Genomic DNA, 13,128 nt, shown 5'->3' with positions numbered 1-13,128 from the left:
AGGGAATTCGGAGGAAAGCCGTTGGACTGCGCCGCGCGGTTGACTAGAAGGGATTTCGAGTTGCGGAGTTCCCGATGCCGACCAGCCTGCTGATTTCCCGCCGTGCTCTCCTTGCGAGTGCAGCCTTCGCCCTGGTGGCTTCCGCCATGCCGGGCGTCGCCACGGCGCTTGAGGAGGAAACCCTGCTCGGCGTCGACATTCCCGACTCCTTCACCGGCAACGTCGACGCGCCGGTCACCATCATCGAATATTGGTCGCCCACCTGCGGCTATTGCACGACCTTCCTCAACGAGACCTACCCGCGCCTCAAGAGCGATTACCTCGACACCGGCAAGGCCCGTCTCGCCATCCGTCCCTTCGTGCGCAATGCGCTCGATGCCGTCGTCTTCCTGGTCGCCGAGGTTGCCGGGCGCGATCGCGCGCCGGTTGTGGTCGAATATTTCATGCGCAACCAGGAGCGGTGGATCAACACCGAGGACCGTCTGGCTGCCATGAAGGAAGTGGCCGCGGAGGCCGGCATTACGCCCATACTCTTCGAGTCCGCGCTCCTCAACCGCGAGATGCTCAACCGACTCAATCTCATGCGCAAGCAGGCGATCGAGGTCTTCGGCATCCAGGGCACGCCGGCCGTTTTCGTCAATGGCACGCTGCTGCCGGGCGCGGCGAACTACGACAGCATCGCGGCGCAGATCGCCAGCACCCCATAAACATACCGAACTGATTAGCGGCACATGCGTTTGCCTCGCGAGCCCCTTCGCGAGAGGAGAATGCCATGATGTCCCCGCAAGTGCAGAAATGCATCGATGATTGCCTCGCCTGCTACCAGGCCTGCCTGTCGACGGCGATGGGCCATTGCCTCGAAGTGGGCGGCGCGCATGTCGAGAAAGACCACATGACATTGATAATGGCCTGCGCCGAAATCTGCCGTACGGCAGCGCATTTCATGCTCATCGGCTCAGACCATCACCCTTATATCTGCGCCGAATGCGCCGAGATCTGCGACCAGTGCGCGCGCGACTGCAAGCGGTTGGGCGGCATGGAGCTTTGCGTCGCCGCCTGCGAGAGATGCGCCGCCAGTTGCAGGGAGATGGCCATCCCCATGACCGCGGGCTAGGATGCAAACGAGGAGGAGGACCGATGAACACAGCGAACCTGCAACTCGAAGGCCTCTACGTAGCCATGGCCGCCCTGGTCGAAGCCATTCGCCAGAAGGGCTTGCTCGACGCCGAGGAAATAGAGGCAGCCCTGCTCCGCGCCGAAGAAATTGCGCCCCGGCGGAGCGAACCGATGCCCGAAGCCAACATCGCCGCTATCAAGTTTCCCGCCCGCCTGCTGCGTGTCGCCAACCGCGCCGCCGCTAATGGCGAGCACCTGTCCTTCGAGGACATGACGCGGCGCGTACGCGGCGTGCAGGGCACGCCTCGACAGAAGCTGACGGAGTCGGAATATCTGGAACTGGCTCAGGACCAGATACGGGATACGGACGCTTAGGATACCTCCCGCGACTCCGCCCCCACCACGCTAGTGCGGCGCGGACGGCATCGCTATGCCCGCTCCCCTAACCTATCGACAATCATGTGCGCGATCGGAATAGCCGACGTTGCCGCCGGCGAGGGTGCATTGCATACATGCAGCATGCGCGGCGACTCCACGAACAGAAAATCGTGAACCATCGAGCCATCCCGCATCACCGCCTGCGCGCGGATACCTGCTTCCACCGGCACGAGATCCTCCAGTTCCAGATCCGGACAATACTTGCGGCAAGCCTCCAGATAGCGCTGCTTGAAGATCGAGTTGCCGAACTCCGACAGACCCGACCGCCAGTTCTCCGTCGCCAGCTTCCAGAAGCCGGGAAACGCCGCATAGTCCGCCACGTCGCGTGCGCTTACCGCCGTGCGACGATAACCCTCCCGCGCCCGCCCGAGCACGGCATTTGGGCCGAGCGTCAGCCTCCCGTCGATCGTCGGAGTCAGGTGGATACCCAAAAACGGCAATGCCGGATCGGGCACCGGGTAGATGAGGTGATGGACCAGCCCGCGTTTGCCCGGCGCCACATCGTAATATTCCCCGCGGAACGGCACGATGCGGTGCTCCACTTCCAGCCCTGCCCGGCGCGCCAACCGGTCCGATTGCAGGCCGGCGCAGGCCACGAGATATCGCGCCCGGAAGCTGACGCCGCGCCCGGTCACGGTCACCTCGCCCTGGCTTTCCTCGATCCGGTCGGCGGTCGTGCCGAAATAGATGGTGCCGCCAAGCCGGCGGATATCGTCGGCCATGGCATTGCACACGGCCTTGTAATCGACGATCCCTGTCTCGGGCACCAGCAGGGCCGCCACGCCGCGAATAGCCGGCTCACGCGCCCGCAGTTCGGCGCCGTCGAGCGCCTCGATTTCGATGCCGTTGGCCCGCGCGTTGGCGTGCAGCGCCTTCATCGCGATCTCTTCTTGCGCGGTCGAAGCCACGATCAGCTTGCCGCGTGTCTCGAAGGCGATGCCTTTTTCAGTGCAATAGGCCTTGGTCGCCTTGGCCCCTGCCCGGCAGAGTTCGGCCTTGAGCGAGCCCGGCTTGTAATAGACCCCGGCATGGATGACGCCGCTATTGTGGCCCGTCTGGTGACGGCCCGGGCCGTCCTCCTTTTCCAGAACAAGTACGCCGGCGCCTCTATGTGTATCGAGCAATTGCCGCGCTACGGCCAGCCCGACAATCCCGCCCCCGATTACGCAATAGTCGTAGAGAATGGTCCCGCTCCGTCAGTGTGTGCCATCGGTCGAGTCGTTCCTGTGCGGCAACTGCACACCATTGCCCCGGTGGAGGGCGGCGTCCAGCGTCCCCTCCGCCACGAGCGCGGTGAGTTCCCGTGCGCGATCGTAGCGCGAGCCCACCACGTCGTCCCAGTCGAGCGCCGAGGCCTCGAAAGCATCGAGCATCTGGCTGATGCACTGGTCGAGCGTCCATTGCGGCGCCGCCGCCGGCAGCAATCGCGTAAGCTTGTCGCAATTGAGCCTGCAGGATTCCTGGTGCGGCAGCGCCGCAGCACCCTCCTCGATCTGCGCAGGAGGCGAAAGTTCGGCAATGATCGCTGCCGCATCGCGGATGCGGACGCTGCCCGCTACAGTGCCGACATTGAAAATCTGATTGTGAACGGCAGGCCTCGGCTCGCGCAGCAGCGCCGACGCGACGCGCGCCACGTCCTGCACGTGCACAAATGGGCGCCAGGCCTCGCTATGCAGCGGCAACGGCAACCGGTCCTCCGTAAAGGCCGTCGCGATCAGCCAGTTGAAAAGCAGGTCGAGCCGCAGACGCGGCGAGAGCCCACACAGCATAGGCAGCCGCAGGAAGGTCGGTGAAAAATCCGCATTGGCCAGCGCAGCGACGTCACGCTCCGCCATCACCTTGGCCACCGCATCGGCAGTCAGAGGCTTGAGCGCGCCGGTTTCATCCACCGGGTCCCCGCCGCTCTCTCCATAAGCCGCGGCTGACGATGCCAGAAGGAAGCGCGATGCACCCGCCTGCCGAGCCGCCAGCGCGACGCGCACGCAGGCCCGGTGGTTGACATCCTCGACGAGGTGCTGCCCGATCGCCTGGGCGGTGGTATCCGGCAGTGCGGCCAGGTGCACCACCGCTTCAAAGCCGATGAAATCCTCGGGCACCGCGTCGCGAATGTCCTTCTGCATGGTCGGCACCGCGCGATATGGCCCGCCATGCGAATAGGTACAGTGCCCGAAATAGTCGAGGTCGTAGCCGGAAACGTCGTGCCCGGCCTCCAGCAGCATGGGTACGACCACAGCGCCGAGATACCCCCTGTGCCCTGTGACCAGAACCTTCATCGTGGACCTCTACTCTACCGTCAGCAGCGTACAGGTCAGTGGGTCAGCAATTGGAGGCGAACTTAGGGCTGAACGGCCTACGCCCTTTGCTGGAAAACGCAGCGCAAAGTGTCGTCTTGCAATAGTGCGACGGCGCGGACCGCATCGTCGCAATCAAAATAGAGTCCAGCGGTGGCAGGCGTTTAGCTGCCTCAGTCTCCACTCGCCAATAGAGAGAATAGGTATTGCCAATGCAGCGATCTGGAGTCCACCTGAGCGCGCCTTGATTGTCATTCAAAGCAATCGAAACTCAATCCAGGCAAAACTTCCTGCCAACGACGACAAAGGCAAAGCCGGCATTTGCTTACTATCAAATTTTCATGTGGCTTCTAAGCTTGCTTGCGCGCCATCAGTGAGCCGCCTACAATATTCATCTCTGGGGGCTCTGTCGTTAACTACCAAGGGAGCGCAAGGCTAATTGGTCGGGTCGGTTCGCTGAAGCTGGGGCTGCGAACCGGAGGCATCCATATTTGGTCGGTCCGGTTGCCGTTGCGGCAGCGCGGTCGACTGCCTCCGTTATGCACCATCGGACAAAAGCGGAAATCCATCAGAAGCTCTGTGCTTTCCGTTGTTTTATGTGGTGCTTATGAACGCTCTAGGGTCCGAGCTACTTCATTTTTTCAGGTTTGATGAACTACCCGACAAGGGCAGCGAGGCCGCCGCTTTTGCCGCTGAAACCCTCGATGCGCGCGTGCGCGTCTATTCGCCTGCCACCCCGATCCTGCGCGAAGGCGAGCGCTCGTTCTGCGTGCGCTTCCTCAAGACCGGCTGGGCCTATAGCGATACGCAATTGCGCGATGGCACACGGCAGATCGTCGACATCTATGTGGCCGGCGATCTCCTCGAGCCGCCCACCGTGGCCGGCCATAGTCGCGTTTCCGTGCGCGCCGTGGACTACACGACCGTAATCGAAATTCCCTTTTCCGGCCTCGCACCGCTGGTCAAGCGCTGGCCTGCGATCGGCGATCGCTTCGCCGCAGCGGCGGCGCGACACGACGCCATCCATGTCGAACGCCTCATCAGCCTCGGCAAGCGCGACGCCACGGCCCGTACTGCCCATCTCCTCCTCGAACTCGCCGAGCGCGTACAGCCCGCATCCGCCGAGATCGAGGTCGAATTCCCCTGCCCGCTCACCCAGATCGACCTGGCCGATGCCCTGGGGATGACCGCCATCCACTTCAACCGGACGCTGCGCGATCTGCGCCTTCTCGGCCTCGTGGTCATGCGCAAGGGCACGGTGGTGATTTCCAACCGCTTCCGCTTGGCGCAATTGGCAGAGTTCAGCCCGGAATATCTGCAGCGCCGGCCCTTCGATTGGTGGCAGGAACCCGCCCCCACGCCCGAGATCGGTACGGGTACGGACCCGGGGCAGCGCAAGGCACATCTTTAGGTGGAACACCTACCCGCATAACGGCGTATGCCTTTCGATCTAGCATCGCCTTAAGTTTTGATAACACGTTGGTTTTTTCCTAACTGGTATTAACAATTGTTAATTACCCTACCCACGTAGGGGAACCTAATGACCCCATAGTGCTGGGGTTCTGAGACTGATCTGCATTTCAACTATACGAAGCGAATAGCGCCCTGGGGCGTCATTATCGCCGGGAATTCCCTGCACTGAGAGCGTTTGAACAGACTAGTTACAAACTGATCTTGGGAGCTATCGCATCTAGCGGAGGAGATGCGAGCCACACTTGGGAGTTCAATTCTATGCTTGCAGGGAGCACCTTCTCCGACATTTCGAAAACTCGTGTAAAAGTGCCAGCAGGCACCATACATCCGCATATTGGCGCCAACGACGATACGGCCGCACAAGAAGCGCGGATGCTGGCAGACAATATTCCCGAAGTGGTCGTCATCGACCGCCGCCAACTCGAACGGGAATGCTTTGTCTGCGGCCTGATGGCACAGAACCCGGATACCCGTTTCGCGACCTTCGGCTCTTTGCAGGAGTGGCGCGATTCACAGCAGAACCATCCTAGCGTTTCCGTCATTCTGGTGGTGATCGGGTCGCGCAAGATGACCGATCTGGGTGTCGCCGGCGATATCGCCAAGGCAGTACAGGAGTTCGCACCGGTCCCGATCGTCGTGGTCGCCGATACGGACGACCTGTCGCAGATCCTCAAGGCGCTCGAATGCGGCGCCAAGGGATTCATTCCCACAACGGTCGGGTTGCGCGTGGCAGCAGAAGCTATTTCCATGACCCTTGCGGGTGGCGTGTTCGTTCCGGCCAGCAGCATCATGGCCATGCGGAACGTCATCGACACTGGCGGGCCGACGGTACGGCCGATGGCCGGACTCTTCACCGAAAGACAGATGGCCGTTGTCGAGGCTTTGCGGCGCGGGCGCGCCAATAAGATCATTGCCCATGAGTTGCAGCTGCGCGAAAGCACGGTGAAGGTTCATATCCGCAACATCATGAAAAAGCTCAATGCGACCAACCGCACCGAGGTCGCCTTCAAGATCAGGGACATGTTCCCCGAGCAGTCCGGTCCCGATATCTGACCATGACCTCCAGGCCTGGTCCACACACCGCTCTCTTCCACGGAAGGGGGCGGTTTTTCGTTTCGAGCTGCTGCTATGGGCGGAGGGGGTTCATCCGAAGGGCCTAGGGGTGGGGGCTTGAGATGCCCAGATTCCGCCACGGAAATGACCCGATTCGGGAGCGGCCTAGTATGTCAGAACGGCGCGGGGGCGCCGAAGGGTTCGTTAGGGCAAAGGGCAAGGAGGATGGTTTGCACCGTCGGTGGCAATGCTGTCGGCGACGGTGAGGAGTCTCAACAATCGCGGGTAGTTGAGGGAGTTGCAGATGAGTGCTGCACGGCCGCTCCGGGTAGGCATGCTGGTGGCTTCGACCATCCAGCCGCGCGGAGTTATCGAAGTCGTCAAGTCGCTGGCGTCCGCCCTGGAGCGGCGCGGCAGTTTTTCCGCCGAAGTGTTCAGTCTCGAACACCAGGACGGCGAGAGCCTGGATATGGGCTCCATTCCGCTTCATGTGGCCCCGTCGCTGGGCCCCAAAGCATTCCGGTTCGCTCCGGACCTCGTCAACATGATGATCGAGCACGATCTCGATTGCGTGCATGTGCACGGCATGTGGAACTATCTCTCCGTCGCGGCGCAACGCTGGCACCAGCTCACGCAGCGGCCTTACATCGTCAGCCCACACGGCATGCTTGATCGTTGGGCGCTGGGCGACACGACCAAGCGCGTCGCGCGCGTCCTCTTCGAGGATGGCCATATCCGGCACGCGGCCGCCGTCCATGCCGAAAATGCCAGCGAGCGTCGCTCGCTGCGCGCGGCCGGCTACGACACGCAGACCGACATCATTCCCAATGGCGTCGAGCCCGCCCAGATGGCGGGACCGGCTGCACCGTGGCTCGAGCCTCTCGGCCCCGATGCCCGCGTCCTGCTCTTCGTAGGCCGCGTCGTCCCGAGCAAGGGGCTGGCCACGCTTATCCGGGCCTGGAGCCGCGCCATCCACCAGCCGGATGGCAACGACTGGCATCTCGTGGTCGTGGGGCCTGCGGAGGCGGGACATCTTGAGGAGTTGCGCACTCTCGCCGCTTCGCTGGGTGTCGCCAATTCGGTGCATTTCGAGGGCCCTGCCTTCGATGCGGACAGGAGTGCCGCCTATCGCTCGGCCGATGCCTTCATCCTGCCCTCGATCAACGAGACGCTGCCGATGACGGCGCTGGAGGCCTTCGCCTTCCAGTTGCCGAGCCTGCTGACGCCGCAATGCAACCTGCCCGAAGCCTATGCGCTCTCGGCCGCCATCCGCATCGAGCCCACAGAGACATCGATCGAGGTCGGCCTGGCGCAACTCTTCGCCATGAGCCCCATGGACCGGGCACGCATGGGCCAGGCGGCGTGCGACCTGGCCGATGCGCGCTACGACTGGGACTATGCGGCGGCGCAGTTCGAGATGCTCTATTCCACCGTTCTGGCCCAGGCTCGGGCCTCGCAGGCGGCCTAGCGCGACAGATTTGGCTCGCAATTTCGTTGCGAAGCAGATTCAATGACGAGGGCAGGCCTCGCCTGCCCTCGTCATTTTGAGTCCCCCAGTTTCGGAACGGCCAATGTCTGCACAATCAGAGAATTTTTCGTCTGCCATCGATCCGGTGAAGCTCGACAAGCTCGCCGAAGTCGCCATCAAGGTCGGACTGCAGCTTCAGCCCGGCCAGGACCTGGTAATGACTGCTCCGTCCCAGGCCCTGCCCCTCGTTCGCCGCATCGCGGCGCATGCCTACAAGGCCGGCGCCGGCCTTGTGACCCCCATTCTCTCCGATGAAGGCGTGACGCTCGCGCGCTACGAAAACGCCAATGCCGAGAGCTTCGACCGCGCTGCCGGCTGGCTCTACGAGGGCATGGCCAAGGCCTATGGCGAAAACGCCGCCCGCCTCGCGATTGCCGGCGACAACCCGATGATGCTTTCGGGCCAGGACCCGGACAAGGTCGCCCGCGCCAACCGCGCCCAGTCGAATGCCTATAAGCCCGCGCTCGAAAAGATCGTCAGCTTCGACATCAACTGGAACATCGTCGCCTATCCCTCGCTCGCCTGGGCCAAGCTCGTTTTCCCGAACGATACCGACGAGGTCGCGGTCAAGAAGCTCGCTGACGCCATCTTCGCCGCCTCGCGCGTCGACAATGACGATCCGATCGGCGCCTGGCGCGAGCACAATGCCAATCTGCGCAAGCGCACCGACTGGCTCAACAGCCACCGTTTCTCGGCCCTGCATTATTCCGGCCCCGGCACCGATCTCACCATTGGCCTTGCCGACGAGCATGAATGGGCCGGTGGCGCCGCGACCGCCAAGAACGGCATCGTCTGCAATGCGAACATCCCAACCGAGGAAGTCTTCACCACCCCGCACGCCTATCGCGTCGAGGGCACCGTGGTCAGCACCAAGCCGCTTTCGCATAACGGCACGCTGATCGACGACATCCAGGTGCGCTTCGAAGGCGGTCGGATCGTCGAGGCCAAGGCCAGCAAGGGTGAGGCCGTGCTCAACAAGGTGCTCGACACCGACGAAGGCTCGCGGCGGCTGGGCGAAGTGGCCCTCGTGCCGCACTCCTCGCCAATCTCCAAGAGCGGCCTGCTGTTCTACAATACCCTGTTCGATGAAAACGCGGCCTGCCATATCGCGCTCGGCCAATGCTACGCCAAGTGCTTCGTCAACGGCACCAAGCTCACGCAGGACGAGATCGCCGCGCGTGGCGGCAACAAGAGCCTGATCCACATCGACTGGATGATCGGTTCGGACAAGATCGACATCGACGGCATCAAGCCGGACGGCACGCGCGTGCCGGTGTTCCGCAAGGGCGAATGGGCCTGATTCAGGCCCTCTTCGCCTCCGCCTCGATTTCGGGCGGATGGGTGCTCGACCAGATCATGGTGAACTTGCGCCCCGGCTGTTCGACATAAACCTGGCGCTCCGCAGAATTGACGTCGCCCCGCACACGGGCGGCGTCGATGGCGGCGAAGGTGGCAATGTCGGGGCTCTCGAACGGCCCAAGCGACTTGCCCTCCATATCCACCCACCATTTCTCGCGGGATCTGAGGACGAGATAAAGCACACTAGCCATGTGCGCAGAATACCGCAGGGACTGCGCCGCCCGAAGCGGGGGCCGGCGGTATGGTTCAAGTTTGATTAAAATTGCGCACGCTTATAGGGCAAGCCCGGGCCAGCACGTCTCCCTCCCCCTTGCGGGGAGGGGACAGGGGTGGGGGTGAGCAAGGGGCGCGGAGCTATCCATCTTACCCCGTCGTCGTTCTCTCATCTCCGCGTTGCGGGGCGAGGGTTGGGCGTGTCCAAACTTCGTGTTTGTGGACCCCCACCCCTATCCCCTCCCCGCAAGGGGGAGGGAGACCTGCCGGCGCAGTCACGCAATTCATCTTGCTTCATGATCTTTGCCTGATCCGCCTTCCGCTCTTAGCAATTCCACCTCCCGGCATCTTCCGCCACCCCACTTCCCACTTCCCACCTTCCTCACCCCAACCACCGCACTTCCCCGGCCGCAGAGCCGGGGCCCACGGGTCCCTCCACTCGAGTGGAACGGTGCAATAGGCCCCGGATCAAGTCCGGGGAAGTAAGGTGGTGGGGGTGAGAGCGCGGGTGGTAGGAGAGCAAAAGCAGCAGTCCCAAAAAACTTATCCCCGCCCCCATCACCCTCCCGCATACTGTCTCCATCCCTCCGCCAACGGCGAGGCACAGTACGCAGTGCCGCGGCGGCTGGCGGCAGGACTGGATGCAGACAAGGTCGACACCTGCATCTCGCCCTGCCGCCAGGTTCTGGGAGTTGGGGGAAGTCCGGGGGCGCCTGGGCTTACGGCCTAAGAGTGACGTGACCGGCCCGGAGTGCGCTCGCGGGCAACTTGCGTGAACGGGCTTGTCGAAACCTCAAACGCTCAAGGGGCGAGGCCATGCCTCGCATACATCGCTAGCACCATAGACTTGAGGCAAACCTCGCCCCGAGCCGCCAAGGAACCACCAGCAAACCCGACCGGAGCAGTCCGTGCCGGCGCCTTGGCGCGTCTCAACAATAACGTGCATCGGTTTGCATGTGCCTCGAAATGCTTTATCAAGGGCGGTCCCACTCGGGGCGCATGGCACCCCGCACATTTTCGGTGATTTCAATGCCCGCTTATCGCTCACGTACAACCACCCACGGCCGCAACATGGCCGGTGCCCGCGGCCTCTGGCGCGCGACCGGCATGAAGGACAGCGATTTCGGAAAGCCTATTATCGCCGTAGTGAACTCGTTCACCCAGTTCGTGCCGGGGCACGTCCACTTGAAGGACCTCGGCCAGCTGGTCGCCCGCGAGATCGAGGCTGCCGGTGGCGTCGCCAAGGAATTCAACACCATCGCAGTCGATGACGGCATCGCGATGGGCCACGATGGCATGCTCTATTCGCTCCCGAGCCGCGAGCTGATCGCCGACTCGGTCGAGTACATGGTCAACGCCCACTGCGCCGACGCCATGGTCTGCATCTCGAACTGCGACAAGATCACGCCGGGCATGCTGATGGCGGCGCTCCGCATCAACATCCCGGTGATCTTCGTCTCCGGCGGCCCGATGGAAGCCGGCAAGGTTGTGCTGTCCGGCCAGCTGCAGGCGCTCGACCTCGTGGACGCCATGGTCGCCGCCGCCGACGACAAGGTCAGCGATGCCGACCTCAAGGCCATCGAAGAATCCGCATGCCCGACCTGCGGTTCGTGCTCGGGCATGTTCACCGCCAATTCGATGAACTGCCTCACCGAAGCCCTGGGCCTCTCGCTCCCGGGCAACGGCTCGACTCTTGCCACCCATGCCGACCGCAAACGCCTCTTCCAGGAAGCCGGTCACCTCATCGTCGACCTCGCCCGCCGCTATTACGAGCAGGATGATGAGACCGTGCTGCCGCGCACCATTGCCTCCAAGGGCGCCTTCGAGAACGCCATGGCCCTCGATATCGCAATGGGCGGCTCGACCAACACCGTGCTGCACATCCTGGCCGCCGCCCATGAGGGCGAGGTCGATTTCACCATGGACGACATCGACGCCCTGTCGCGCCGCGTGCCCGTGCTCTGCAAGGTGGCTCCGGCCAAGAACGACGTGCATATGGAAGACGTGCACCGTGCCGGTGGCATCATGTCGATCCTCGGCCAGCTCGATCGCGCCGAACTGCTCAACCGCGAATTGCCGACCGTCCACACTGCCACCATGGGCGATGCGCTCGATCGCTGGGACATCTCGCGCACCAACAGCGACAGCGTCCGCCAGTTCTACATGGCCGCTCCGGGCGGCGTCCGCACCACCGAGGCTTTCTCGCAGAGCCAGCGCTGGAAGGAGCTCGATCTCGACCGCAAGAACGGCGTGATCCGCAGCGCCGAGCACCCGTTCTCCAAGGACGGCGGTCTCGCCGTGCTCAAGGGCAACGTCGCCATCGACGGCTGCATCGTCAAGACGGCGGGCGTCGATGAGAGCATCCTCAAGTTCACCGGCCCGGCCAAGGTCTTCGAGAGCCAGGACGCCGCCGTCAAGGGCATCCTCGGCAATGAGGTCAAGGCCGGCGACGTGGTGGTCATCCGCTACGAAGGTCCGCGCGGCGGCCCGGGCATGCAGGAAATGCTCTATCCGACGAGCTACCTCAAGTCGAAGGGGCTCGGGAAGTCCTGTGCCCTCCTCACCGATGGTCGCTTCTCGGGCGGCACTTCGGGCCTCTCGATCGGCCACGTCTCGCCTGAGGCGGCCGAGGGCGGCACGATCGGCCTCGTGCGCGAAGGCGACATCATCGAGATCGATATCCCGAACCGCACGATCCACCTCAAGATCTCCGACGACGAGCTGGTGCAGCGTCGTCACGATCAGGATCAACTGGGCTGGAAGCCAGCTCACCCGCGCAAGCGCAACGTCTCGACGGCGCTCAGGGCCTATGCGGCCTTCGCCACCAGCGCTGCCCGCGGCGCCGTGCGCGACCTCGACGCCAAGTAAGCAAAAGGGCCGGTTCGCACCGGCCCTTCGCGAAATCCGATAAGTCGAGGGCGCCGCGAGGCGCCCTCTTTCGTTCAGGCCTTGGCGCCACCCATGCCGCCGACGTCTTCCTTGAGGTCCTTCCAGACCCTGCGGGCCGCCATGGCGATGTAGATGTAGCTCCAGCCGGTGAAGATCATGGCGATGCCGGCAATGGTGCCGACCGTCACCAGCCCCGAGGCTGGGAACGTCCAGGTCAACGCGATGCCCGCCAGCACGGCGAGAACGCCCGAGGCGATCATCCAGCCCCAGCCGTCGACCGGTCGCAGGCGGAAGCCCATCACGATCTCGACCACGCCCTGCGCAATGAAGGTAATGGCGATGACCAGGGTGATGGCCAGCGCGCCGGCAATCGGATTCCATAGCGCATAGCCGCCGCCCACCAGCGTGATGATGCCCATCAGCAGGTGCCAGACCACGCCCTGCCAGCCATTCATCTGGAACGACTGGATGATCTGGACAATGCCACCGACCACGAGGAAGGAGGCGATGACGATGGTGAAGGCGATCGATGACATCACCGGCAGGAAGATCGCGGCGATGCCGCCGATCAGGTAGATGATGCCCAGTGCAAGAAACCAGCCCCATCTGCGACGCACATGGTGCGTGAAGCGTTCGAGGGGGTTGGAGGAGTCGCTAGCCGTCATGAGAGCCTCCTTGGACTGCCGCAAGCGAGTAAGACGCACGTCACCCGATTATCTTGATCTCATAATGGGATAATGGCAAGCAGCAGCCGATGGCAGGCAATCT

The 13,128-nt window shown here is 63.1% G+C and carries 12 protein-coding genes; 8 read left to right on the top strand and 4 right to left on the bottom strand.

Translation table 11 applies throughout. The features are described 5' to 3' along the window. Window positions 1–74 precede the first annotated feature (74 nt). From JNE37_RS18725 to JNE37_RS18715, 3 genes are all read left to right on the top strand, one after another. Window positions 75–707: a DsbA family protein gene (locus JNE37_RS18725; RefSeq protein WP_203064272.1), complete on the top strand. Its 633-nt coding sequence runs from the start codon at window positions 75–77 to the stop codon at window positions 705–707. A 65-nt stretch (window positions 708–772) separates the two neighbouring features. Beyond that, window positions 773–1,114, top strand: coding sequence for a four-helix bundle copper-binding protein (locus JNE37_RS18720; protein WP_203064271.1), 342 nt, complete (start codon window positions 773–775; stop codon window positions 1,112–1,114). Window positions 1,115–1,137: 23 nt separating this feature from the next. Then, complete coding sequence (locus tag JNE37_RS18715) at window positions 1,138–1,491, top strand: hypothetical protein (RefSeq protein WP_203064270.1); 354 nt, start codon at window positions 1,138–1,140, stop codon at window positions 1,489–1,491. A 53-nt stretch (window positions 1,492–1,544) separates the two neighbouring features. Here the strand turns inward: JNE37_RS18715 and lhgO are convergent, their stop codons facing one another. Together lhgO and JNE37_RS18705 are read right to left on the bottom strand one after the other, a co-directional pair. After that, on the bottom strand, window positions 1,545–2,738 hold the full coding sequence (gene lhgO, locus JNE37_RS18710; protein WP_203066429.1) for an L-2-hydroxyglutarate oxidase: 1,194 nt from the start codon (window positions 2,736–2,738) through the stop codon (window positions 1,545–1,547). 12 nt (window positions 2,739–2,750) lie between these two features. After that, window positions 2,751–3,827 carry an NAD-dependent epimerase/dehydratase family protein gene (locus JNE37_RS18705; RefSeq protein ID WP_203064268.1) on the bottom strand — a complete coding sequence of 359 codons (1,077 nt, stop codon included), beginning with the start codon at window positions 3,825–3,827 and terminating at the stop codon, window positions 2,751–2,753. Between the two features lie 625 nt (window positions 3,828–4,452). Between JNE37_RS18705 and JNE37_RS18700 the strand changes: the two genes are divergently transcribed. The 4 genes from JNE37_RS18700 (at window position 4,453) to JNE37_RS18685 (ending at window position 9,199) form a co-directional block, all read left to right on the top strand. Beyond that, a complete protein-coding gene (locus tag JNE37_RS18700; RefSeq protein ID WP_052152391.1) occupies window positions 4,453–5,256 on the top strand; it encodes a Crp/Fnr family transcriptional regulator in 804 nt (267 codons plus the stop codon). A gap of 434 nt (window positions 5,257–5,690) precedes the next feature. Further along, on the top strand, window positions 5,691–6,371 hold the full coding sequence (locus JNE37_RS18695) for a response regulator transcription factor (protein ID WP_035039244.1): 681 nt from the start codon (window positions 5,691–5,693) through the stop codon (window positions 6,369–6,371). 304 nt (window positions 6,372–6,675) lie between these two features. Then, window positions 6,676–7,839: a glycosyltransferase gene (locus tag JNE37_RS18690; RefSeq protein WP_203064266.1), complete on the top strand. Its 1,164-nt coding sequence runs from the start codon at window positions 6,676–6,678 to the stop codon at window positions 7,837–7,839. A gap of 103 nt (window positions 7,840–7,942) precedes the next feature. Continuing rightward, on the top strand, window positions 7,943–9,199 hold the full coding sequence (locus JNE37_RS18685; RefSeq protein ID WP_203064264.1) for an aminopeptidase: 1,257 nt from the start codon (window positions 7,943–7,945) through the stop codon (window positions 9,197–9,199). Between the two features lies 1 nt (window position 9,200). Here JNE37_RS18685 and JNE37_RS18680 read toward each other — a convergent pair whose 3' ends face one another. Continuing rightward, a complete protein-coding gene (locus tag JNE37_RS18680) occupies window positions 9,201–9,449 on the bottom strand; it encodes a hypothetical protein (RefSeq protein ID WP_152571951.1) in 249 nt (82 codons plus the stop codon). 1,051 nt (window positions 9,450–10,500) lie between these two features. Here JNE37_RS18680 and ilvD point away from each other — a divergent pair. Beyond that, complete coding sequence (gene ilvD / locus JNE37_RS18675; RefSeq protein ID WP_035039247.1) at window positions 10,501–12,339, top strand: dihydroxy-acid dehydratase; 1,839 nt, start codon at window positions 10,501–10,503, stop codon at window positions 12,337–12,339. Between the two features lie 74 nt (window positions 12,340–12,413). On the opposite strand, the gene JNE37_RS18670 is transcribed toward ilvD, so the two are convergent. Further along, window positions 12,414–13,025 carry an HdeD family acid-resistance protein gene (locus JNE37_RS18670; RefSeq protein ID WP_052016203.1) on the bottom strand — a complete coding sequence of 204 codons (612 nt, stop codon included), beginning with the start codon at window positions 13,023–13,025 and terminating at the stop codon, window positions 12,414–12,416. Window positions 13,026–13,128 lie beyond the last annotated feature (103 nt).

Origin of the sequence: Paradevosia shaoguanensis, from assembly GCF_016801025.1 — a bacterium.
Classification (GTDB): Bacteria; Pseudomonadota; Alphaproteobacteria; order Rhizobiales; family Devosiaceae; genus Paradevosia; species Paradevosia shaoguanensis.
This window is presented reverse-complemented; position numbering and strand designations above follow the sequence as displayed.